The sequence below is a fragment of the Pseudomonas sp. Irchel 3E19 genome, from assembly GCF_900187585.1.
Taxonomy (GTDB): domain Bacteria; phylum Pseudomonadota; class Gammaproteobacteria; order Pseudomonadales; family Pseudomonadaceae; genus Aquipseudomonas; species Aquipseudomonas baetica.
The window spans coordinates 132,484-156,064 of the sequence record NZ_FYDT01000010.1 but is presented as its reverse complement, the minus strand read 5'-3'; the positions used below and the strand labels follow the sequence as shown (position 1 = coordinate 156,064).

Sequence of the window (23,581 nt, the reverse complement as noted above, 5' to 3'; positions counted from 1 at the left end):
TGGAACCACCTGATCCCATCCCGAACTCAGCAGTGAAACGATGCATCGCCGATGGTAGTGTGGGGTTTCCCCATGTGAGAGTAGGTCATCGTCAAGATTAAATTCCGAAACCCCAATTGCGAAAGCAGTTGGGGTTTTGTTTTGCCCGCAGGAAATGTATCTGCTTGATTTCTATGCAACAGCCCGGGGCATGGCTATTATTCGGGCCACATTGTGAGGCGAGACATGCATGCTGACGTTGTTGAATCTTCTGAAGGATGGGCGATTCCATTCTGGCCAGGACCTGGGCGCGGCCTTGGGAGTTAGTCGCAGTGCGGTGTGGAAGCAGCTGCAGAATCTCGAGGCTGAGCTTGGGTTGTCCATCCACAAAGTCCGCGGGCGAGGTTATCAATTGGCTGCGCCGTTAATGTTGCTTGATCCTCACAAGATAGGGGGAGGAAGAGCGGATTGGCCAGTCACGGTATTTGATTCAATCGACTCCACTAACGCTGAGGCATTGCGCGCCATCGGCCAAGGGCAATCAGCACCGTTTTTAGTCCTCGCCGAGCGCCAGATCTCTGGGCGGGGGCGTAGAGGGCGCAAGTGGGTGAGCCCATTTGCCGAAAATCTTTACTACAGTCTTGTCCTTCGTATTGATGGTGGAATGCGCCAGCTTGAAGGCTTGAGCCTTGTCGTTGGGCTGGCCGTCATGAAAACCCTGCGAAGCTTGGGGGTGCTCGGGGCGGGTTTGAAGTGGCCCAACGATGTTCTGGTTGGCAATAGGAAAATTGCCGGCATTCTGTTGGAGTTGGTTGGAGACCCTGCTGATGTGTGTCACGTGGTGCTGGGGATCGGTATTAACGTGAATATGCAGATTGCAGAGGAGGTCGACCAGCAATGGACGTCCATAAGGCTTGAGTCAGGCAGAAGTTGTGATCGTAATGATCTCGCAGCTCAGTTGAGCGAGCAGTTGCACGCGTATATACAGCGTCACCAATCTGGTGGTTTTTCAGATCTCCAGGTGGAGTGGGAGGGAAATCATTTGTGGCAGGGGCGATCAGTATCCTTGATTGCTGGAGTCAATCAAATAGATGGCGTGGTGCTCGGAATTGATAATCAGGGTGCGCTGCGATTAAAGGTGAATGGCGTGGAAAAGGTCTTTAGTGGTGGCGAGCTCAGCTTGAGGTTGCGTGATGATTCTTGAGCTGGACTGCGGCAATAGCTTTATAAAATGGCGCGTGCTGAATGCTGAGGCCTTGATCTTGGTTGCAGAGGGAGTAGTCGACTCGGATCAGGCCCTGTGCGATAGGCTGCGATTGTTGAGTGGGGTGTCGTTAAGTCGATGTCGCCTGGTAAGCGTCCGCACTGCTGAGGAAACGGACGCATTGACGGAGATGCTTGAACAAGAGTTCGGTGTTTCGGTGATGTGTGCGACGCCTGCCCGTGAACTATCAGGTGTTAGAAACGGTTACGAAGATTATGAGCGCCTGGGGCTCGATCGCTGGCTGGCGATGCTTGGTGGTTTTCACTTGTCTAAGGGGTCGTGTCTCGTGCTCGATTTTGGTACGGCAGTGACGGCGGACTTCATTGCGATGGATGGCGAGCATCTTGGCGGCTTTATTTGTCCTGGTATGCCGTTGATGCGCAATCAGTTGCGTACCCATACTCGTAAGATTCGCTATGACGATGTGGCTGCCGAGCGGGCGTTGACGAGTCAGGCTCCGGGGCGAAGTACTGTTGAGGCGGTAGAGCGCGGATGCTCGCTGATGCTGAAAGGATTCGTGCTCACCCAGTTGGAAATAGCGCGGTCCTACTGGGGGGAAGATTTTACTGTCTTTATCACGGGTGGTGATGCCGAGCTGGTTGCGGATGTCGCGCCCGGAGCCAGGTTTGTTCCTGATCTGGTGTTCGTAGGTTTGGCTGTTGCGTGTCCTTTGTCTTGAGGTATGTATGCGTTGGTTGTTCCTGCTGCTTCTTGTTCTCAATGTTTTCTATTACGTCTGGCATCAGCAGGAAGCGCCGTTGCGCGCAAAGGACGTAACGCCCCTTAGTCTGTACAAAGGATCGCAGCAAGCTATTCGTTTGCTAAGTGAGGGAGAAGGCGTGACCAAGGAAAGGCTTGGCTCGCAACGTACTGAGAGTCAGTGTCTTTACTTGGGTGGGTTTGCCCGTCAGGAAATGGCGATAGCGCTGAATCAGCGTTTGACTGAAATGGACGTCAAAGCTCGGTCATCGCCTAATGACGTTCCCTTGCCGGGTTTCTGGTTGCGTATTGCGCCTGAAAGCCAGCATTTGTTGAGTGATCTGCAGTTGCAAAACCTTTCCAACGAATTCAATGAGTTAAAACATAAAATAATGCAGTGCGAAGGGGTTGCGCCTGTTCAATAGTTTGAATAGAATGGCGCCCGCTCCGCAGTGAAGACCTTTCAAAGTTGAATCGGCGGGGTGGTGTCAAAGCAGCTAACCTCAGGTTTTTAAATGAGAAAATGCTTGACAGAGGTTTGGCATGGTATAGAATGCCGGCCTGATTAGGAGGGGTTCCCGAGCGGCCAAAGGGATCAGACTGTAAATCTGACGTCTACGACTTCGAAGGTTCGAATCCTTCTCCCTCCACCAGATTTAAGCGTGAGCTGCAGGCGCAGCGGGTATAGTTTAGTGGTAGAACCTCAGCCTTCCAAGCTGATGATGCGGGTTCGATTCCCGCTACCCGCTCCAGGTTTGCAGGTTGTGCAAAGTGTTTCGCTCTTGTAGCTCAGTTGGTAGAGCACACCCTTGGTAAGGGTGAGGTCAGCGGTTCAAATCCGCTCAAGAGCTCCATATAACAAGGCAGATATGAAAATATCTGCCTTTGTTTTAATGGTAGATATCGTTTGTCTAATTCTTCTGTTTGAGGGTGTTATCGATGGCTAAGGAAAAATTTGATCGTTCCCTGCCCCACGTCAACGTAGGGACCATTGGTCACGTTGACCACGGTAAAACCACTCTGACTGCTGCTCTGACTCGCGTTTGCTCCGAAGTTTTCGGTTCGGCAATCGTTGACTTCGACAAGATCGACAGCGCGCCAGAAGAAAAAGCTCGCGGTATCACCATCAACACCGCTCACGTTGAGTACAACTCGACTATTCGTCACTACGCTCACGTTGACTGCCCAGGTCACGCTGACTACGTGAAGAATATGATCACCGGTGCTGCCCAGATGGACGGCGCGATCCTGGTTTGCTCGGCCGCTGATGGTCCGATGCCACAAACCCGTGAGCACATCCTGCTGTCCCGTCAGGTAGGCGTTCCGTACATCGTGGTTTTCCTGAACAAGGCTGACCTGGTAGACGACGCTGAGCTGCTGGAGCTGGTTGAGATGGAAGTTCGCGACCTGCTGTCCACCTATGACTTCCCAGGCGACGACACTCCGATCATCATCGGTTCGGCTCGTATGGCTCTGGAAGGCAAAGACGACAACGAAATGGGCACCACTGCCGTTCGTAAGCTGGTTGAAACTCTGGATACCTACATTCCAGAGCCAGTTCGTATGATCGACAAGCCATTCCTGATGCCAATCGAAGACGTATTCTCGATCTCTGGTCGCGGTACTGTTGTGACTGGTCGTATCGAGCGCGGTATCGTTCGCGTTCAGGATCCGCTGGAAATCGTTGGTCTGCGTGACACTACTGTCACCACCTGCACCGGTGTTGAAATGTTCCGCAAGCTGCTCGACGAAGGCCGTGCTGGCGAAAACTGCGGCGTTCTGCTGCGTGGTACCAAGCGTGACGACGTTGAGCGTGGTCAGGTTCTGGTTAAGCCGGGTTCGGTTAAACCTCACACCAAGTTCACTGCAGAAGTTTACGTTCTGAGCAAGGAAGAAGGCGGTCGTCACACTCCGTTCTTCAAAGGCTACCGTCCACAGTTCTACTTCCGTACTACTGACGTGACTGGTAACTGCGAGCTGCCAGAAGGCGTTGAAATGGTAATGCCAGGTGATAACATTCAGATGACTGTTACCCTGATCAAAACTATCGCGATGGAAGATGGTCTGCGTTTCGCTATCCGTGAAGGCGGTCGTACCGTCGGCGCTGGCGTCGTAGCCAAAATCATCGAATAAGCGGTTGTAATGTATTTTTCGGGCCGGCATAATGGTCGGCCTGATTTTGTTTTAGGTCAGTAGCTCAATTGGCAGAGCGACGGTCTCCAAAACCGTAGGTTGGGGGTTCGATTCCCTCCTGACCTGCCAGATTCACTCGGTGTGTCTGGCTTTCTTTTCACAGGATCTTCATAGATGACTCCTAAAGCTGAAGCACAAGGCTCTCGCTTCGATCTGCTCAAGTGGCTTGTAGTAGTTGCTTTGGTGGTTGTTGGCGTTGTTGGCAATCAGTATTACTCTGCTTCGCCGATCCTGTACCGTGTACTTGCTTTGCTTGTTATTGCTGCTGTAGCTGCCTTTGTAGGCCTGCAGACCGCGAAGGGCAAGTCTTTCTTTGTACTGGTTAAGGAAGCTCGTACCGAGATTCGTAAAGTCGTGTGGCCAACTCGCCAGGAAACCACGCAGACCACACTGATTGTTGTGGCTGTTGTTCTGGTTATGGCGTTGCTGTTGTGGGGGCTTGATTCCCTGCTCGGTTGGCTTGTTTCCTTGATTGTCGGCTAAGGGTGTCCCGTGGCTAAGCGTTGGTACGTTGTGCATGCTTACTCGGGTTACGAGAAGCATGTAATGCGCTCGCTTGTTGAGCGAGTAAGGCTGGCTGGCATGGAAGATGGCTTCGGCGAAATTCTGGTTCCCACTGAAGAAGTGGTTGAAATGCGTAATGGCCAGAAGCGCAAAAGCGAACGCAAGTTCTTTCCAGGCTACGTGCTGGTGCAGATGGATATGAACGAGGGTACTTGGCACTTGGTCAAGGATACTCCTCGGGTGATGGGTTTTATTGGCGGTACCGCTGATAAGCCTGCGCCGATCACAGATAAAGAAGCGGAAGCAATTCTGCGTCGTGTTGCTGATGGTAGTGACAAGCCTAAGCCGAAGACTCTCTTCGAGCCAGGTGAAACAGTTCGAGTCAATGACGGTCCATTTGCTGATTTCAATGGCGTTGTTGAAGAAGTTAACTACGAAAAGAGCCGGATCCAGGTGGCAGTGCTCATTTTCGGTCGCTCTACCCCGGTAGAGTTGGAGTTCAGTCAGGTCGAGAAGGTCTAGCTGGACAAGCATCCCAACCCCGCAGCCATAGGCTGTGGGGTTTTGTCGTCACTGGGATAAACGCGCAAGTAACCGGGGAGCCTTTCGAGGCGTTCGAACCCGTAATTGGAGTGCCTCATGGCCAAGAAGATTACCGCTTACATCAAGCTGCAAGTGAAGGCCGCTCAGGCTAACCCAAGTCCACCTGTTGGTCCTGCTCTGGGTCAGCACGGCGTGAACATCATGGAATTCTGCAAGGCTTTCAACGCCCGTACTCAGGGTCTTGAAGCAGGTCTGCCGACTCCAGTGATCATCACTGTCTACAGCGACCGTAGCTTCACTTTCGAAACCAAATCCACCCCTGCTTCGGTTCTGCTGAAGAAGGCGGCCGGTCTGACCAGCGGTTCCGCTCGTCCGAACACCGTTAAGGTTGGCACTGTTACCCGTGCTCAGCTGGAAGAAATCGCGAAAACCAAAAACGCGGATCTGACTGCAGCTGATATGGATGCGGCCGTGCGTACTATCGCCGGTTCTGCTCGTAGCATGGGCCTTAACGTGGAGGGTGTGTAATGGCTAAGCTGACCAAGCGTCAAAAGGCTATCGCCGGCAAAATCGAAGCAGGCAAGGCCTACAACATTGTAGACGCCGCCGCTCTGCTGGCTGAGCTGTCGACTGTCAAGTTCAGCGAGTCGTTCGACGTTGCTGTAAACCTGGGTGTAGACCCGCGTAAATCCGACCAGGTTGTTCGTAGCGCTACTGTGCTGCCACACGGCACTGGCAAGACTGTTCGCGTTGCTGTGTTCACCCAGGGTCCAGCTGCTGAGGCCGCTCTGGCTGCTGGCGCTGACCGTGTAGGTATGGACGACCTGGCTGCCGAAATGAAAGGCGGCGACCTGAACTATGACGTAGTGATCGCATCCCCGGATGCCATGCGCGTTGTAGGTCAACTCGGCCAGATCCTTGGCCCACGTGGTCTGATGCCTAACCCGAAAGTCGGCACCGTAACTCCAGACGTAGCCACCGCGGTTAAAAACGCCAAGGCTGGTCAGGTTCGTTATCGCACCGACAAAAACGGCATTATTCACACCTCCGTTGGCAAGATCGGCTTCGATGCCGTCAAGCTGAAGGAAAACGTTGAAGCCCTGATCGCTGATCTGAAGCGTATCAAGCCAGCTTCCTCGAAAGGTATTTACGTCAAGCGCGTTACCCTGAGCACCACTATGGGCCCAGGTCTGGTTATCGACCAGAGCTCGCTGGACGCGTAAGACAAAGGTTGGCGTGATGATCGCGCCAATTGAAAGATTGGGGTCCCTGCCTGGCGGGGGCTATCCAAGACCGTAGGCGGCGCAAGCCTTAAACCAAAAGCCTACGCAGATGGTGCTCCCGGTTCCTTACCGAATCAGACACCAAAACGACATTCGGTTCCGATCGGATGAAACGGTAACAAGCAGGAGTTAAACCCGTGGCAATTAATCTCGAAGACAAGAAGGCCATCGTCGCTGAAGTCAACGAGGCTGCCAAAGTCGCTCTGTCCGCTGTCGTGGTTGATGCACGTGGCGTAACAGTAGGCGCAATGACCGGACTCCGTAAAGAGGCTCGTGAAGCTGGCGTTTACGTACGTGTTGTACGTAACACCCTGCTCAAGCGCGCTGTTGCTGACACTCAATACAGTGTCCTCAACGACGTGTTCACCGGCCCGACCCTGATTGCATTCTCGAACGAACATCCGGGCGCTGCTGCCCGTATCTTCAAAGAGTTTGCCAAGGGTCAGGACAAGTTCGAGATCAAGGCAGCTGCGTTCGAGGGCAAGTTCCTCGCAGCTAATCAGATCGACGTACTGGCAACTCTGCCGACCCGTGACGAAGCAATTTCTCAGCTGATGAGCGTGATTCAAGGCGCTACCAGCAAATTGGCTCGTACTCTGGCGGCAATTCGCGACCAGAAAGAAGCTGCTGCAGCCTAAGGCTCGTCAACTTCTCGCGTTTTTTGTTTATTTCGATGGTCGCGTAGGCCGTCCCCCAATTCAGGAATTGAGTCATGTCTCTGACTAACGAACAAATCATCGAAGCAATCGGCCAGAAATCCGTAGTGGAAATCGTTGAGCTGATCAAAGCGATGGAAGAAACCTTCGGTGTTACCGCTGCTGCTGCTTCGGCTGGTCCAGCTGCTGCTGCCGCTGTTGTTGAAGAGCAAACCGAGTTCAACGTTGTTCTGCTGGAAGCTGGCGAGAAGAAGGTTAACGTGATCAAGGCAGTTCGCGAACTGACTGGTCTGGGCCTGAAAGAAGCCAAAGAGAAAGTAGACACCGCTCCTCAGGTTGTAGCTGAAGGCGTTTCGAAAGAAGCGGCTGAAGATGCCAAGAAGAAGCTGGAAGAAGCAGGCGCTAAAGTCGAGCTGAAGTAAGCATCGACTTTGCTCCTCCAGCCCGAGCGTCAAGCGACAGGCTGATGGCTGGTGGCTCTTGCCACCGGCCTTTTTCCGTTATTGGCAGCCGACTGGGTCGGTGCTGATAAAGGCGCTGTAACCACCCGATGCGGTGGAGCAAACCATGGGGTTTGCACGATTTTCTGGCTGCTCCCGTCGGGAGGGGCCAAACAAGCAGGTGACCAAGCTGGGGAACGCTGATGGCTTACTCATATACTGAGAAAAAACGTATCCGCAAGGACTTTAGCAAGTTGCCGGACGTCATGGATGTGCCGTACCTCCTGGCCATCCAGCTGGATTCGTATCGTGAATTCTTGCAAGCGGGAGCGACCAAAGATCAGTTCCGCGACGTGGGCCTGCATGCGGCCTTCAAATCCGTTTTCCCGATCATCAGCTACTCCGGCAATGCTGCGCTGGAGTACGTCGGTTATCGCCTGGGCGAACCGGCATTTGATGTCAAAGAATGCGTGTTGCGCGGTGTAACTTTCGCCGTACCTTTGCGGGTAAAAGTGCGCCTGATCATTTTCGACAAAGAATCGTCGAACAAAGCGATCAAGGACATCAAAGAGCAAGAAGTCTACATGGGTGAAATCCCCCTGATGACTGAGAACGGTACCTTCGTAATCAACGGTACCGAGCGTGTAATCGTTTCCCAGCTGCACCGTTCCCCGGGCGTGTTCTTTGATCACGACCGCGGCAAGACGCATAGCTCCGGCAAACTGCTGTACTCCGCGCGCATCATTCCTTACCGCGGTTCGTGGTTGGACTTCGAGTTCGACCCGAAAGACTGCGTGTTCGTGCGTATCGACCGTCGTCGCAAGCTGCCGGCATCGGTACTGCTGCGCGCGCTTGGCTATACCACTGAAGAAGTGCTCGACGCTTTCTACACCACCAACGTTTTCCACCTGAGCGGCGAAACCCTCAGCCTGGAACTGATTGCTTCGCGTCTGCGTGGTGAAATTGCGGTTCTGGATATTCAGGACGAGAAGGGCAAGGTTATTGTTGAAGCGGGCCGCCGTATTACTGCGCGCCACATCAACCAGATCGAAAAAGCCGGCATCAAGACCCTGGAAGTGCCTCTGGACTACGTCCTCGGTCGCACTACCGCCAAGGTTATCGTGCACCCGGCCACTGGCGAAATCCTGGCAGAGTGCAACACCGAGTTGAACACCGAAGTCCTGGCCAAGATTGCCAAGTCCGGCGTTGTTCGCATTGAAACTCTGTACACCAACGACATCGACTGCGGTCCGTTCGTTTCCGACACGCTGAAGATCGACTCCACCAGCAACCAATTGGAAGCGCTGGTTGAGATTTATCGCATGATGCGTCCAGGCGAGCCGCCGACCAAAGACGCTGCCGAAACCCTGTTCAACAACCTGTTCTTCAGCCCTGAGCGCTATGACCTTTCTGCAGTCGGCCGGATGAAGTTCAACCGTCGTATCGGTCGTACCGAGATCGAAGGTTCGGGTGTGCTGTGCAAGGAAGACATCGTCGCGGTACTGAAGACTCTGGTCGACATCCGTAACGGTAAAGGCATCGTCGATGACATCGACCACCTGGGTAACCGTCGTGTTCGCTGCGTAGGCGAAATGGCCGAGAACCAGTTCCGCGTTGGCTTGGTGCGTGTTGAGCGTGCGGTCAAAGAGCGCCTGTCGATGGCTGAAAGCGAAGGCTTGATGCCGCAAGATCTGATCAACGCCAAGCCTGTGGCTGCGGCGGTGAAAGAGTTCTTCGGTTCCAGCCAGCTGTCCCAGTTCATGGACCAGAACAACCCGCTGTCCGAGATTACCCACAAGCGTCGTGTCTCCGCACTCGGCCCTGGTGGTCTGACTCGTGAGCGTGCAGGCTTTGAAGTTCGTGACGTACACCCGACTCACTACGGTCGTGTATGCCCGATTGAAACGCCGGAAGGTCCGAACATCGGTCTGATCAACTCCCTGGCTGCTTACGCTCGCACCAACCAGTATGGCTTCTTGGAAAGCCCGTACCGCGTGGTGAAAGAGGGTGTGGTCACCGACGAGATCGTGTTCCTGTCCGCCATTGAAGAAGCCGATCACGTGATCGCGCAGGCTTCGGCGACCATGAACGACCAGAAAGTCCTGATTGACGAACTGGTAGCCGTACGTCACCTGAACGAATTCACCGTCAAGGCGCCTGAAGAAGTCACCTTGATGGACGTTTCGCCGAAGCAGGTAGTTTCGGTTGCAGCGTCGCTGATTCCGTTCCTCGAGCACGACGACGCCAACCGTGCGTTGATGGGTTCGAACATGCAGCGTCAAGCTGTACCAACCCTGCGCGCTGACAAGCCGCTGGTAGGTACCGGCATGGAGCGTAACGTGGCTCGCGACTCCGGCGTTTGCGTCGTGGCTCGTCGTGGCGGCGTGATCGACTCCGTTGATGCCAGCCGTATCGTGGTTCGTGTTGCTGATGACGAAGTAGAAACCGGCGAAGCTGGTGTCGACATCTACAACCTGACCAAATACACCCGCTCGAACCAGAACACCTGCATCAACCAGCGTCCGCTGGTGAGCAAGGGTGATCGCGTTCAGCGTAGCGACATCATGGCCGACGGCCCGTCCACCGATATGGGTGAACTGGCACTGGGTCAGAACATGCGCATCGCGTTCATGGCATGGAACGGCTTCAACTTCGAAGACTCCATCTGCCTGTCCGAGCGTGTTGTTCAGGAAGACCGTTTCACCACGATCCACATTCAGGAACTGACCTGTGTGGCCCGTGACACCAAGCTTGGCCCAGAGGAAATCACTGCGGACATCCCTAACGTGGGTGAAGCTGCACTGAACAAGCTGGACGAAGCCGGTATCGTTTACGTAGGTGCTGAAGTAGGTGCAGGCGACATTCTGGTGGGTAAGGTCACTCCGAAAGGCGAGACCCAACTGACTCCGGAAGAAAAACTGCTGCGTGCAATCTTCGGTGAAAAAGCCAGCGACGTTAAAGACACCTCCCTGCGTGTACCTACCGGTACCAAGGGTACTGTCATCGACGTACAGGTCTTCACCCGTGACGGCGTTGAGCGTGATGCTCGTGCTCTGTCGATCGAGAAGACCCAGCTGGACGAGATCCGCAAGGATCTGAACGAAGAGTTCCGTATTGTTGAAGGCGCCACTTTCGAACGTCTGCGCTCCGCTCTGGTAGGCCACAAGGCTGAAGGCGGCGCTGGTCTGAAGAAAGGTCAGGACATCACCGACGAAGTTCTCGACGGTCTTGAGCATGGTCAGTGGTTCAAACTGCGCATGGCTGAAGATGCTCTGAACGAGCAGCTCGAGAAGGCTCAGGCCTATATCGTTGATCGCCGCCGTCTGCTGGACGACAAGTTCGAAGACAAGAAGCGCAAACTGCAGCAGGGCGATGACCTGGCTCCAGGTGTGCTGAAAATCGTCAAGGTTTACCTGGCAATCCGTCGTCGCATCCAGCCGGGCGACAAGATGGCCGGTCGTCACGGTAACAAAGGTGTGGTCTCCGTGATCATGCCGGTTGAAGACATGCCGCACGATGCCAATGGCACCCCGGTCGACGTCGTCCTCAACCCACTGGGCGTACCTTCGCGTATGAACGTTGGTCAGATCCTTGAAACCCACCTGGGCCTCGCGGCCAAAGGTCTGGGCGAGAAGATCAACCGGATGGTCGAAGAGCAGCGTAAAGTCGCTGAACTGCGTACCTTCCTGGACGAGATCTACAACCAGATCGGCGGTCGTAACGAAGATCTGGACAGCTTCTCCGATCAGGAAATCCTGGATCTGGCGAAGAACCTGCGTGGCGGTGTTCCAATGGCCACTCCAGTGTTCGACGGCGCCAAGGAAAGCGAAATCAAGGCCATGCTGAAACTGGCAGACCTGCCGGAAAGCGGCCAGATGCAGCTGACCGACGGCCGTACCGGCAACAAGTTCGAGCGTCCAGTTACCGTTGGCTACATGTACATGCTGAAGCTGAACCACTTGGTAGACGACAAGATGCACGCTCGTTCTACCGGTTCTTACAGCCTGGTTACCCAGCAGCCGCTGGGTGGTAAGGCGCAGTTCGGTGGTCAGCGTTTCGGGGAGATGGAGGTCTGGGCACTGGAAGCATACGGTGCCGCTTACACTCTGCAAGAAATGCTCACAGTGAAGTCGGACGATGTGAACGGCCGTACCAAGATGTACAAAAACATCGTGGATGGCGATCACCGTATGGAGCCGGGCATGCCCGAGTCCTTCAACGTGTTGATCAAGGAAATTCGTTCCCTCGGCATCGATATCGATCTGGAAACCGAATAACACGTGACGCGAATCGAGAGCGGGGCAGGATTGCCCGCTCTCTGCTCCGCCAGGAGGAAAGGCCTTGAAAGACCTACTGAATTTGCTGAAAAACCAGGGTCAAGTCGAAGAGTTCGACGCCATCCGTATCGGATTGGCCTCGCCTGAGATGATCCGCTCATGGTCGTTCGGTGAAGTTAAAAAGCCGGAAACCATCAACTACCGTACGTTCAAACCTGAGCGTGACGGCCTGTTCTGCGCCAAGATCTTTGGCCCGGTAAAGGATTACGAGTGCCTGTGCGGTAAGTACAAGCGCTTGAAGCACCGTGGTGTGATCTGCGAGAAGTGCGGCGTTGAAGTCGCGCTGGCCAAGGTTCGTCGTGAGCGCATGGCGCACATCGAACTGGCTTCGCCGGTTGCCCACATCTGGTTCCTGAAATCGCTGCCGTCGCGTATCGGCTTGCTGATGGACATGACCCTGCGTGATATCGAACGCGTTCTCTACTTCGAGAGCTATGTCGTTATCGATCCAGGCATGACTACCCTTGAAAAAGGTCAGCTGCTGAACGACGAGCAGTACTTCGAAGCGCTGGAAGAGTTCGGTGACGACTTCGACGCCCGTATGGGTGCTGAAGCTGTCCGTGAACTGCTGCACGCTATCGACCTGGAGCACGAGATTGGACGTCTGCGTGAAGAAATTCCGCAAACCAACTCCGAAACCAAGATCAAGAAGCTGTCCAAGCGTCTGAAGTTGATGGAAGCCTTCCAGGGTTCCGGCAACCTGCCAGAGTGGATGGTGCTGACCGTTCTGCCGGTTCTGCCGCCAGATCTGCGTCCACTGGTTCCGCTGGATGGCGGTCGTTTCGCGACTTCCGACCTCAACGATCTGTATCGTCGAGTGATCAACCGTAACAACCGTTTGAAGCGCCTGCTGGATCTGTCCGCTCCGGACATCATCGTGCGCAACGAAAAGCGTATGTTGCAGGAAGCTGTCGATGCTCTGCTCGACAACGGTCGTCGTGGCCGCGCTATCACCGGTTCGAACAAGCGTCCTCTGAAATCCCTGGCTGACATGATCAAGGGTAAGCAAGGTCGTTTCCGTCAGAACTTGCTCGGTAAGCGTGTTGACTACTCCGGTCGTTCGGTAATTACCGTAGGTCCGACCCTGCGTCTGCACCAGTGCGGTCTGCCGAAGAAGATGGCTCTCGAGCTGTTCAAGCCGTTCATTTTCGGCAAGCTCGAAATGCGTGGTCTCGCGACCACCATCAAAGCGGCCAAGAAAATGGTCGAGCGCGAATTGCCAGAGGTTTGGGACGTTCTCGCTGAAGTGATCCGTGAACACCCGGTTCTCCTCAACCGTGCACCGACCCTTCACCGTCTGGGTATCCAGGCGTTTGAACCGGTACTGATCGAAGGTAAGGCTATTCAGCTGCATCCTCTGGTCTGCGCCGCGTACAACGCCGACTTCGACGGCGACCAAATGGCTGTGCACGTACCGCTGACACTGGAAGCTCAGCTGGAAGCGCGTGCGTTGATGATGTCGACCAACAACATTCTGTCGCCAGCCAACGGTGAGCCAATCATCGTTCCGTCGCAGGACGTTGTATTGGGTCTGTACTACATGACTCGTGAAGCGATCAACGCCAAAGGCGAAGGTCGTGTGTTCGCGGATCTGCAGGAAGTTGACCGTGTGTTCCGTGCCGGCGAAGCCGCACTGCATGCCAAGGTTAAAGTACGTATTAACGAAACCGTCAATGACCGTGACGGCAACAGCGTAAGCGGCACCCGTATCGTCGACACCACTGTCGGCCGTGCGCTGCTGTTCCAGGTTGTGCCAAAGGGTCTGTCGTACGACGTCGTCAACTTGCCGATGAAGAAAAAGGCGATCTCCAAGCTGATCAACCAATGCTACCGCGTGGTTGGTTTGAAAGAGACCGTGATCTTCGCTGACCAGTTGATGTACACCGGTTTTGCTTACTCGACCATCTCCGGCGTTTCCATCGGTGTTAACGACTTCGTTATCCCCGATGAAAAAGCTCGCATCATCGGTGCTGCCACCGACGAAGTGAAAGAGATCGAGAGCCAGTACGCCTCCGGCCTGGTAACCCAGGGCGAGAAGTACAACAAAGTGATCGACCTTTGGTCGAAAGCGAACGACGAAGTTTCCAAGGCGATGATGGCCAACCTCTCGAAAGAGAAGGTTATCGACCGTCATGGTGTTGAAGTCGACCAAGAGTCGTTCAACTCGATGTACATGATGGCCGACTCGGGTGCGCGGGGTTCCGCAGCACAGATTCGTCAGCTGGCCGGTATGCGTGGTCTGATGGCCAAGCCGGACGGTTCCATCATTGAAACGCCGATTACTGCGAACTTCCGTGAAGGTCTGAGCGTACTTCAGTACTTCATCTCGACTCACGGTGCTCGTAAAGGTCTGGCGGATACCGCGTTGAAAACTGCGAACTCCGGTTACCTGACTCGTCGTCTGGTAGACGTGGCGCAGGATCTGGTTGTAACCGAGATCGATTGCGGCACCGAACACGGTCTGCTGATGACTCCGCACATTGAAGGCGGTGACGTTGTAGAACCGTTGGGTGAACGCGTATTGGGTCGTGTTATTGCCCGTGACGTATTCAAGCCAGGCACCGAGGACGTTATCGTTCCGGCCGGTACTCTGGTAGACGAGAAGTGGGTTGAATTCATCGAGCTGAACAGCATCGACGAAGTGATCGTGCGTTCGCCGATAAGCTGCGAAACTCGCTATGGCATTTGCGCCAAGTGCTACGGCCGTGATCTGGCTCGTGGTCACCAGGTGAATATCGGTGAAGCGGTCGGCGTTATCGCTGCCCAGTCCATCGGTGAGCCGGGTACCCAGCTGACGATGCGTACGTTCCACATCGGTGGTGCGGCAAGCCGTACTTCCGCAGCCGACAGCGTTCAGGTGAAGAATGGCGGTACCGTCCGTCTGCACAACCTGAAGCACGTTGAGCGAGTGGATGGTCACCTGGTTGCTGTGTCCCGTTCCGGTGAGCTGGCCATCGCTGATGACTTCGGTCGTGAGCGCGAGCGTTACAAGCTGCCGTACGGTGCTGTGATTTCGGTTAAAGAAGGTGACAAGGTCGACGCTGGCGCAATCGTGGCCAAGTGGGATCCGCACACTCACCCAATCGTTACCGAGATGAAAGGTACCGTGACCTACGTGGGCATGGAAGAAGGCATCACGATCAAGCGTCAGACTGACGAATTGACCGGTATGACCAACATTGAAGTACTCGACGCGAAAGATCGTCCAGCTGCGGGCAAAGAAATCCGTCCAGCAGTGAAGATGGTCGACGACAACGGCAAGGATCTGTTGCTGCCAGGCACTGACGTTATCGCTCAGTACTTCCTGCCAGCCAACGCCCTGGTCGGTGTGGCGGACGGTGCGAAGATCGCGATCGGTGATGTTATCGCGCGTATCCCGCAAGAAACTTCGAAGACCCGCGACATCACCGGTGGTCTGCCGCGTGTTGCCGACTTGTTCGAAGCTCGTCGTCCGAAAGAAGCGTCGATTCTGGCTGAAGTCAGCGGCACCATCGCGTTCGGTAAAGAGACCAAAGGCAAGCGCCGTCTGGTTATTACCCCGAACGACGGTAGCGATCCGTACGAAGAGCTGATTCCGAAGTGGCGTCACCTGAACGTGTTCGAAGGCGAACAGGTAAACCGCGGCGAAGTTATCTCTGACGGCCCAAGCGATCCGCACGACATCCTGCGTCTGCTGGGTGTGAGCGCGCTGGCCAAGTACATCGTTAACGAGATCCAGGACGTTTACCGTCTGCAAGGCGTGAAGATCAACGACAAGCACATCGAGACCATCCTGCGTCAGATGCTGCGTAAAGTTGAAATCGCTGAATCCGGCGATTCGAGTTTCATCAAGGGCGACCAGATGGAGCTGACTCACGTACTGGTAGAGAACGAGCGTCTGGGTGGCGAAGACAAGTTCGTCTCCAAGTACACTCGCGTTCTGCTGGGTATCACCAAGGCGTCGTTGTCCACCGAATCGTTCATCTCGGCGGCTTCCTTCCAGGAAACCACCCGTGTACTGACCGAAGCGGCAGTCACCGGCAAGCGCGACTACCTGCGCGGCCTGAAAGAAAACGTGGTCGTGGGTCGTCTGATCCCGGCTGGTACCGGTCTGGCTTATCACAGCGAGCGCAAGCGTCGTCGTGATGCTGACAAACCGTTGCGCGTAAGCGCCAGTGAAGTGGAAGCTGCACTGACCGAAGCGCTGAACTCGAGCGGTAACTGAGTTCTGCGATAAATGAGCGTAAGGCCCTGATCGCTCCGTTCATCGAATCGAGACATTTTGTCGAGGTTCGAAGGGTGGGGAGGTCGGGGCCTTGCCTTGACTGGGGACAAGATCCTCTTTAGACTCTTGATCCCCTAAATTTGGCGGGAATTCGTTCCTGCCATTTTGCTTTTCTTGCAAGACAATAGCGTCGCAAGACAACAGTGGAGCTAGTAGATGGCAACTATCAACCAGCTGGTACGTCAGCCGCGTAAGCGTATCGTCGAGAAATCCGACGTGCCTGCGCTGCAGAACTGCCCGCAACGTCGTGGCGTGTGCACCCGTGTGTACACCACCACGCCGAAAAAACCTAACTCGGCACTGCGTAAAGTATGCCGTGTGCGCCTGACCAACGGTTTCGAGGTTTCCTCGTACATCGGTGGTGAAGGTCACAACCTGCAAGAGCACAGCGTGGTACTGATCCGCGGCGGTCGTGTAAAAGACTTGCCGGGTGTTCGTTATCACACCGTTCGCGGCTCCTTGGATACTTCCGGCGTTAAAGGCCGTAACCAGGGTCGTTCGAAGTACGGTACCAAGCGTCCGAAGTAATCGGCCGTTTTGCAGATTTTTATTTTATTGAGTCGATAAGAGTAAGGTCGGGCACGCATCCATTGGATCTGTCCCGAGCTAACCTGAAGACCGCTTGAGGGCTTATCATGCCAAGACGTCGCGTAGCAGCAAAACGTGAGATTCTGGACGATCCGAAATACGGTAGCCAGATCCTCGCCAAATTCATGAACCACGTTATGGAAAGCGGCAAGAAAGCCGTTGCCGAACGTATCGTTTATGGTGCCCTGGAAACCGTTGCGACCCGTAAGGCTGGCACCGATCCCCTGGAACTCTTCGAAAAAGCACTCGACGCCATCGCTCCGCTGGTCGAAGTGAAGTCGCGCCGCGTTGGTGGTGCTACTTACCAGGTTCCGGTCGAGGTTCGTCCTTCCCGTCGTAACGCTCTGGCAATGCGCTGGTTGGTAGACTTCGCCCGTAAGCGTGGCGAGAAGTCTATGGCTCTGCGTTTGGCTGGCGAGCTGCTGGATGCTGCTGAAGGTAAAGGTGCTGCTGTTAAGAAGCGTGAAGACGTGCACCGTATGGCCGAAGCCAACAAAGCTTTCTCGCACTACCGCTTCTAATTTTAGCTTCACTAATTTTGCGAGGGCTTTATGGCTCGTACTACTCCGATTAGTCGCTACCGTAACATCGGTATCGTCGCTCACGTGGATGCTGGTAAAACCACCACCACCGAGCGCGTCCTTTTTTACACCGGCAAAAGTCACAAAATGGGCGAGGTGCATGATGGCGCCGCGACCACAGACTGGATGGTGCAGGAGCAGGAGCGTGGTATTACCATTACTTCTGCTGCCATCACCGCCTTCTGGAAAGGTTCCGAGAAGCAGTACTCGCACGAGCACCGTTTCAACGTAATCGATACCCCGGGCCACGTTGACTTCACTATTGAAGTTGAGCGTTCCCTGCGCGTACTCGACGGCGCTGTCGTTGTGTTCTGCGGTACTTCGGGTGTTGAGCCTCAGTCGGAAACCGTATGGCGTCAAGCCAACAAGTACGGCGTTCCGCGTCTTGTTTACGTAAACAAGATGGACCGTGCTGGTGCCAACTTCCTGCGCGTGATCGGTCAGATCAAGCAGCGTCTGGGTCATACTCCGGTGCCGATTCAGTTGGCCATCGGTTCCGAAGATAACTTCCAGGGTCAGATTGATCTGATCAACATGCAAGCTATCTACTGGAACGACTCTGACAAAGGTATGGTCCCTGTTCGCAAGGACATTCCTGCTGAGCTGCAAGAGCTGGCTGAAGAGTGGCGCAACAACATGGTTGAAGCTGCTGCTGAAGCCAACGAGGAGCTGATGAACAAGTACCTGGAAGGCGAAGAGCTGTCGATCGAAGAGATCAAAGCTGCTTTGCGTCAGCGTACTATCGCCGGCGAAATCGTTCTGGCTGTTTGCGGTTCTTCGTTCAAGAACAAGGGTGTTCCCCTGGTTCTCGACGCCGTTATCGACTTCCTGCCTGCACCGACCGACATTCCTGCGATCAAGGGTACTGACCCTGATAACGAGGAAGTCGAGCTGGAGCGTCATGCAGACGATGCGGAGCCGTTCTCGGCTCTGGCGTTCAAGATCGCTACCGACCCATTCGTGGGTACCTTGACCTTCGTCCGTGTTTACTCGGGCGTGTTGAACTCCGGCGACGGCGTGATCAACTCGGTTAAAGGTAAAAAAGAGCGCGTGGGTCGTATGGTGCAAATGCACGCAAACGCCCGTGAAGAGATCAAGGAAGTACGCGCTGGTGACATCGCGGCCCTGATCGGCATGAAGGACGTCACCACTGGTGAAACCCTCTGCAACGCTGACAAGCCAATCATCCTGGTGCGCATGGACTTCCCGGAGCCGGTTATTTCGGTTGCCGTAGAGCCTAAGACCAAGGATGACCAGGAAAAAATGGGTATCGCTCTGGGCAAACTTGCTCAGGAAGACCCGTCTTTCCGCGTTAAAACTGATGAAGAGACTGGTCAAACGATCATCTCCGGCATGGGCGAGCTGCACCTGGACATCCTGGTTGACCGGATGCGCCGTGAGTTCAACGTCGAAGCCAACATCGGCAAGCCTCAGGTTTCGTATCGTGAGCGCATCACGAAGAACTGTGAAATCGAAGGCAAGTTCGTTCGTCAGTCCGGCGGTCGTGGCCAGTTCGGTCACTGCTGGATCCGTTTTGCTCCTGCTGACGAAGGTCAGGAAGGTCTGCAATTCGTGAACGAAGTAGTAGGTGGTGTGGTTCCTAAGGAATACATCCCGGCTATCCAGAAGGGTATCGAAGAGCAGATGAAGAACGGCGTTGTTGCCGGCTATCCGCTGATCGGCCTGAAGGCTACCGTGTTCGATGGTTCTTACCACGACGTCGACTCCAACGAGATGGCGTTTAAAGTGGCTGCTTCCATGGCGACCAAGCAACTGGCCCAGAAGGGTGGTGGTGAGTTGCTCGAGCCGATCATGGCGGTAGAGGTTGTTACGCCTGAAGACTATATGGGTGATGTGATGGGCGACCTTAACCGTCGTCGCGGCATGATCCAGGGTATGGAAGACACAGTGTCCGGTAAAGTAATTCGTGCCGAAGTTCCACTGGGTGAGATGTTCGGTTACGCGACCGACGTTCGTTCCATGTCTCAGGGTCGCGCAAGCTACTCTATGGAATTCAAAAAATACGATACAGCCCCGTCGCACATCGTCGAGTCTGTTACCAAAAAACAAGGCTGATTCAGCCCCTTTAGGCTAGGAGTTAATTGTCGTGGCTAAAGAAAAATTTGATCGTTCCCTACCGCACGTCAACGTTGGCACCATTGGTCACGTTGACCACGGTAAAACCACTCTGACTGCTGCTCTGACTCGCGTCTGCTCCGAAGTTTTCGGTTCGGCCGTAGTTGAATTCGACAAGATCGACAGCGCTCCAGAAGAAAAAGCTCGCGGTATCACCATCAACACCGCGCACGTTGAGTACAACTCGCTGATCCGTCACTACGCTCACGTTGACTGCCCAGGTCACGCTGACTACGTGAAGAATATGATCACCGGTGCTGCCCAGATGGACGGCGCGATCCTGGTTTGCTCGGCCGCTGATGGTCCGATGCCACAAACCCGTGAGCACATCCTGCTGTCCCGTCAGGTAGGCGTTCCGTACATCGTGGTTTTCCTGAACAAGGCTGACCTAGTAGACGACGCTGAGCTGCTGGAACTGGTTGAGATGGAAGTTCGCGACCTGCTGTCCACCTATGACTTCCCAGGCGACGACACTCCGATCATCATCGGTTCGGCTCGTATGGCTCTGGAAGGCAAAGACGACAACGAGATGGGCACCACTGCCGTCAAGAAGCTGGTTGAGACTCTGGACAGCTACATCCCAGAACCAGTTCGTATGATCGACAAGCCATTCCTGATGCCAATCGAAGACGTATTCTCGATCTCGGGTCGCGGTACTGTTGTGACTGGTCGTATCGAGCGCGGTATCGTTCGCGTTCAGGATCCACTGGAAATCGTTGGTCTGCGTGACACCACCGTTACTACTTGCACCGGTGTTGAAATGTTCCGCAAGCTGCTCGACGAAGGTCGTGCTGGCGAGAACTGCGGCGTTCTGCTGCGTGGTACCAAGCGTGACGACGTTGAGCGTGGTCAGGTTCTGGTTAAGCCGGGTTCGGTTAAGCCGCACACCAAGTTCACCGCAGAAGTTTACGTTCTGAGCAAGGAAGAAGGCGGTCGTCACACTCCGTTCTTCAAAGGCTACCGTCCACAGTTCTACTTCCGTACTACTGACGTGACTGGTAACTGCGAGCTGCCAGAAGGCGTTGAAATGGTAATGCCAGGTGACAACATTCAGATGACTGTTACCCTGATCAAAACCATCGCGATGGAAGATGGTCTGCGTTTCGCTATCCGTGAAGGCGGTCGTACCGTCGGCGCTGGCGTCGTAGCCAAAATCATCGAGTAATCTCTTTTATAGAGTCTGCTTGATGAATTGAAAAAGCCCCCGCTCAGCGGGGGCTTTTTTATTGGGTTGACACCTGTCTGGGGCGTCTATAGAATTGCGCCTCCTTTTAACGGGCGTATTGCGCCCGGTGGGAATAGCAGCCGGAGTCTGAAATCCAATGCAAAATCAGCAAATCCGTATCAGGTTGAAGGCTTTTGACCATCGCCTGATCGACCAATCAACCCAGGAAATCGTGGAAACCGCGAAACGTACTGGTGCTCAAGTGCGTGGTCCAATTCCACTGCCTACCCGTAAAGAGCGGTTCACCGTTCTGGTTTCCCCGCACGTCAACAAAGATGCGCGTGACCAGTACGAAATCCGCACTCATAAGCGCGTTCTGGACATCGTCCAGCCAACGGATAAAACCGTTGATGCACTTATGAAGCTTGATCTTGCGGCCGGTGTGGAAGTGCAGATCAGCCTCGGCTAAGACTCGGTCTTAGTCGTGTAACGCTCTGAAATGGGCGGCCATAGCGGGTGAAAGCCCCGTACACTCATGAGGTTTACAACATGACTATTGGTGTAGTCGGTCGTAAATGCGGTATGACCCGTATTTTCACCGAAGAAGGTGTCTCCATTCCGGTCACGGTCATTGAGATCGAGCCGAATCGCGTCACCCAGTTCAAAACTGAAGAGACCGATGGCTATCGTGCAGTGCAAGTCACTGTCGGCGAGCGTCGTGCTTCGCGTGTAACAGCAGCTCAAGCTGGCCACTTCGCTAAAGCGAACGTTGCCGCTGGTCGCACCACCATGGAATTCCGTCTTGAAGAAGGCGAGTACCAGGCTGGCGATCTGATCAACGCTGAAATCTTCGCCGCTGGTCAGCTGGTTGATGTAACCGGTCAGTCCAAAGGTAAAGGCTTCCAGGGTACGATCAAGCGTTGGAATTTCCGCGGGCAAGATAATACCCACGGTAACTCCGTATCCCACCGCGTCCCAGGCTCTATCGGCCAGTGCCAGACTCCTGGTCGTGTATTCAAGGGCAAAAAAATGTCCGGTCATATGGGCGCTGAGCGCGTGACCGTGCAGTCCCTGGAAGTAGTGCGCGTGGACGCTGAACGCAATCTGTTGTTGGTCAAGGGCGCTGTTCCTGGCGCTACTGGCGGCAACCTGGTTGTACGTCCAGCAGCCAAGGCTCGCGGTTAAGGGGAAGCTGACATGCAATTAAATGTAAATGACGCTCAAGCGATCGAAGTTTCCGAACTGACATTTGGCGGCGAGTTCAACGAGACGCTGGTTCACCAAGCAGTCGTGGCCTACATGGCCGGCGGCCGTCAAGGTAGCAAGCAGCAAAAGACCCGTTCCGACGTTCGTGGTGGCGGTAAGCGCCCATGGCGTCAGAAAGGTACTGGCCGTGCTCGTGCCGGTACTATCCGTAGCCCAATCTGGCGTGGCGGCGGTACCACTTTCGCAGCTCGTCCACAGGATCACTCCCAGAAGCTGAACAAGAAGATGTATCGCGCAGCAATGCGTTCCATCCTTGCTGAGCTGGTGCGTACTGATCGTCTGGTCGTGGTTCAGGATTTCGCTGTTGAAACTCCGAAAACCAAAGATCTGCTGGGCAAGCTGAACAACATGAGCCTGACCGATGTTCTCATCGTGTCGGACGCTGTTGATCAGAACCTGTACCTGGCTGCTCGTAACCTGCCGCACGTAGATGTACGTGACGTTCAAGGTTCCGATCCAGTTAGTCTGATCGCATACGACAAGGTGTTGATCACCGTGTCGGCCGTGAAGAAATTCGAGGAGCTGCTGGGATGAACCAGGAACGCGTATTTAAAGTTCTGCTTGGCCCGCACGTTTCCGAGAAGGCTACGGTTCTGGCAGACAAGAAAGGCCAGTTCGTTTTCAAGGTTGCTACTGATGCAACCAAGCTGGAAATCAAGAAGGCCGTCGAAAGCCTGTTCAGCGTGAAAGTAGAGCGCGTCACTACCCTGAACGTTCTGGGTAAGAGCAAGCGCACTGCTCGCGGTCTGGGCAAGCGTAATGACTGGAAGAAGGCAGTTATCTCCCTTCAGCCAGGCCAAGATCTCGATTTCAGCAGCAGTGCTGAGTAAGGAAGGGGTGCATCATGGCAATCGTTAAATGCAAACCGACTTCCCCTGGCCGCCGTTTTGTGGTCAAGGTGGTCAACCAGGAGCTGCATAAAGGCGCTCCTCACGCACCGCTGCTCGAGAAAAAATCGAAGACTGGTGGTCGTAACAACAATGGCCGTATTACCACTCGTCACATCGGTGGTGGTCATAAGCAGCATTATCGTATGGTCGATTTCCGTCGCAACGACAAAGATGGCATCGTCGCCACTGTCGAGCGTATCGAATACGATCCAAACCGTACTGCTCACATCGCACTGCTCTGCTACGCAGACGGCGAGCGCCGCTACATCATCGCCCCTAAAGGCGTGAGTGCTGGCGACCAGCTGATCGCAGGCGCTCTGGCTCCAATCAAGCCAGGCAACGCTCTGCAACTGCGCAACATTCCAGTCGGTTCTACCGTACACGGCATCGAACTGAAGCCAGGTAAAGGTGCACAGATCGCTCGTTCCGCTGGTGCTTCGGCTCAGCTGATCGCTCGTGAAGGTGTCTACGTGACCCTGCGTCTGCGTTCCGGTGAAATGCGTAAAGTCCTGGCTGAATGCCGTGCGACCTTGGGTGAAGTCTCGAACTCCGAGCACAGCCTGCGTTCGCTGGGTAAAGCTGGTGCCAAACGCTGGCGTGGCGTTCGCCCAACCGTTCGTGGTGTTGCCATGAACCCGGTTGACCACCCACATGGTGGTGGTGAAGGTCGTACCTCTGGTGGTCGTCATCCGGTATCGCCATGGGGCTTCCCGACTAAGGGCGCGAAGACTCGTGGTAATAAGCGTACCGACAAAATGATCGTCCGTCGTCGCAAGTAAATAGAGGGATACGA

General features: G+C 54.7%; 21 protein-coding genes, 4 tRNA genes and 1 rRNA gene. All 26 read left to right on the top strand.

The features are described from left to right. Nucleotides 1–97 (top strand): 5S ribosomal RNA (rrf, locus tag CKW18_RS09395); the annotation flags it as partial. Between the two features lie 132 nt (nucleotides 98–229). Beyond that, nucleotides 230–1,183, top strand: coding sequence for a bifunctional biotin--[acetyl-CoA-carboxylase] ligase/biotin operon repressor BirA (gene birA / locus CKW18_RS09390; protein WP_095188541.1), 954 nt, complete (start codon nucleotides 230–232; stop codon nucleotides 1,181–1,183). Next, nucleotides 1,173–1,922, top strand: a complete 750-nt coding sequence (locus CKW18_RS09385; protein WP_095188540.1) for a pantothenate kinase — start codon at nucleotides 1,173–1,175, stop codon at nucleotides 1,920–1,922. Before birA ends, CKW18_RS09385 begins: the two co-directional genes overlap by 11 nt. Nucleotides 1,923–1,929: 7 nt before the next feature. Beyond that, nucleotides 1,930–2,367 (top strand): hypothetical protein, encoded by a 438-nt coding sequence (locus CKW18_RS09380; protein WP_095188539.1) that lies wholly within the window; start codon nucleotides 1,930–1,932, stop codon nucleotides 2,365–2,367. A 143-nt stretch (nucleotides 2,368–2,510) separates the two neighbouring features. Continuing rightward, nucleotides 2,511–2,595, top strand: a tRNA-Tyr gene (locus tag CKW18_RS09375). A 25-nt stretch (nucleotides 2,596–2,620) separates the two neighbouring features. Beyond that, nucleotides 2,621–2,694, top strand: a tRNA-Gly gene (locus CKW18_RS09370). Nucleotides 2,695–2,720: 26 nt separating this feature from the next. After that, nucleotides 2,721–2,796 (top strand) — tRNA-Thr (locus CKW18_RS09365). Between the two features lie 85 nt (nucleotides 2,797–2,881). Beyond that, nucleotides 2,882–4,075 (top strand): elongation factor Tu, encoded by a 1,194-nt coding sequence (gene tuf / locus CKW18_RS09360; protein WP_095188538.1) that lies wholly within the window; start codon nucleotides 2,882–2,884, stop codon nucleotides 4,073–4,075. Between the two features lie 53 nt (nucleotides 4,076–4,128). Continuing rightward, nucleotides 4,129–4,204: transfer RNA gene (locus CKW18_RS09355), tRNA-Trp, on the top strand. 45 nt (nucleotides 4,205–4,249) lie between these two features. Then, complete coding sequence (gene secE, locus CKW18_RS09350) at nucleotides 4,250–4,618, top strand: preprotein translocase subunit SecE (RefSeq protein ID WP_007916493.1); 369 nt, start codon at nucleotides 4,250–4,252, stop codon at nucleotides 4,616–4,618. A 9-nt stretch (nucleotides 4,619–4,627) separates the two neighbouring features. Next, complete coding sequence (nusG, locus tag CKW18_RS09345; protein WP_095188537.1) at nucleotides 4,628–5,161, top strand: transcription termination/antitermination protein NusG; 534 nt, start codon at nucleotides 4,628–4,630, stop codon at nucleotides 5,159–5,161. Between the two features lie 117 nt (nucleotides 5,162–5,278). Further along, a complete protein-coding gene (gene rplK / locus CKW18_RS09340) occupies nucleotides 5,279–5,710 on the top strand; it encodes a 50S ribosomal protein L11 (RefSeq protein ID WP_003228756.1) in 432 nt (143 codons plus the stop codon). Next, the gene (gene rplA, locus CKW18_RS09335) at nucleotides 5,710–6,405 is read left to right on the top strand and encodes a 50S ribosomal protein L1 (protein ID WP_003228754.1); all 696 of its coding nucleotides are present in this window, start codon (nucleotides 5,710–5,712) and stop codon (nucleotides 6,403–6,405) included. The genes rplK and rplA overlap by 1 nt, the downstream gene beginning before the upstream one ends. 197 nt (nucleotides 6,406–6,602) lie before the next feature. Beyond that, a complete protein-coding gene (rplJ, locus tag CKW18_RS09330) occupies nucleotides 6,603–7,103 on the top strand; it encodes a 50S ribosomal protein L10 (RefSeq protein WP_008081912.1) in 501 nt (166 codons plus the stop codon). 74 nt (nucleotides 7,104–7,177) lie between these two features. Then, complete coding sequence (rplL, locus tag CKW18_RS09325) at nucleotides 7,178–7,543, top strand: 50S ribosomal protein L7/L12 (RefSeq protein WP_095188536.1); 366 nt, start codon at nucleotides 7,178–7,180, stop codon at nucleotides 7,541–7,543. Between the two features lie 221 nt (nucleotides 7,544–7,764). Next, on the top strand, nucleotides 7,765–11,838 hold the full coding sequence (gene rpoB / locus CKW18_RS09320) for a DNA-directed RNA polymerase subunit beta (protein WP_077574738.1): 4,074 nt from the start codon (nucleotides 7,765–7,767) through the stop codon (nucleotides 11,836–11,838). 64 nt (nucleotides 11,839–11,902) lie between these two features. Further along, the gene (rpoC, locus tag CKW18_RS09315) at nucleotides 11,903–16,102 is read left to right on the top strand and encodes a DNA-directed RNA polymerase subunit beta' (RefSeq protein ID WP_034156498.1); all 4,200 of its coding nucleotides are present in this window, start codon (nucleotides 11,903–11,905) and stop codon (nucleotides 16,100–16,102) included. Nucleotides 16,103–16,318: 216 nt separating this feature from the next. Further along, complete coding sequence (rpsL, locus tag CKW18_RS09310; RefSeq protein WP_003186084.1) at nucleotides 16,319–16,690, top strand: 30S ribosomal protein S12; 372 nt, start codon at nucleotides 16,319–16,321, stop codon at nucleotides 16,688–16,690. Between the two features lie 107 nt (nucleotides 16,691–16,797). Then, nucleotides 16,798–17,271, top strand: coding sequence for a 30S ribosomal protein S7 (gene rpsG, locus CKW18_RS09305; RefSeq protein WP_007916467.1), 474 nt, complete (start codon nucleotides 16,798–16,800; stop codon nucleotides 17,269–17,271). Between the two features lie 30 nt (nucleotides 17,272–17,301). After that, complete coding sequence (gene fusA, locus CKW18_RS09300) at nucleotides 17,302–19,407, top strand: elongation factor G (protein WP_095188535.1); 2,106 nt, start codon at nucleotides 17,302–17,304, stop codon at nucleotides 19,405–19,407. 31 nt (nucleotides 19,408–19,438) lie between these two features. Beyond that, nucleotides 19,439–20,632 carry an elongation factor Tu gene (tuf, locus tag CKW18_RS09295; RefSeq protein WP_095122212.1) on the top strand — a complete coding sequence of 398 codons (1,194 nt, stop codon included), beginning with the start codon at nucleotides 19,439–19,441 and terminating at the stop codon, nucleotides 20,630–20,632. Between the two features lie 157 nt (nucleotides 20,633–20,789). Continuing rightward, nucleotides 20,790–21,101 (top strand): 30S ribosomal protein S10, encoded by a 312-nt coding sequence (rpsJ, locus tag CKW18_RS09290; RefSeq protein ID WP_003186070.1) that lies wholly within the window; start codon nucleotides 20,790–20,792, stop codon nucleotides 21,099–21,101. Between the two features lie 80 nt (nucleotides 21,102–21,181). Further along, the gene (gene rplC, locus CKW18_RS09285) at nucleotides 21,182–21,817 is read left to right on the top strand and encodes a 50S ribosomal protein L3 (protein ID WP_003228738.1); all 636 of its coding nucleotides are present in this window, start codon (nucleotides 21,182–21,184) and stop codon (nucleotides 21,815–21,817) included. Between the two features lie 12 nt (nucleotides 21,818–21,829). Then, nucleotides 21,830–22,432: a 50S ribosomal protein L4 gene (gene rplD, locus CKW18_RS09280; RefSeq protein WP_003228735.1), complete on the top strand. Its 603-nt coding sequence runs from the start codon at nucleotides 21,830–21,832 to the stop codon at nucleotides 22,430–22,432. Further along, complete coding sequence (rplW, locus tag CKW18_RS09275) at nucleotides 22,429–22,728, top strand: 50S ribosomal protein L23 (RefSeq protein WP_002555488.1); 300 nt, start codon at nucleotides 22,429–22,431, stop codon at nucleotides 22,726–22,728. The genes rplD and rplW overlap by 4 nt, the downstream gene beginning before the upstream one ends. A 14-nt stretch (nucleotides 22,729–22,742) precedes the next feature. Further along, a complete protein-coding gene (rplB, locus tag CKW18_RS09270) occupies nucleotides 22,743–23,567 on the top strand; it encodes a 50S ribosomal protein L2 (protein WP_003228734.1) in 825 nt (274 codons plus the stop codon). The last annotated feature ends 14 nt before the right edge of the window (nucleotides 23,568–23,581 follow it).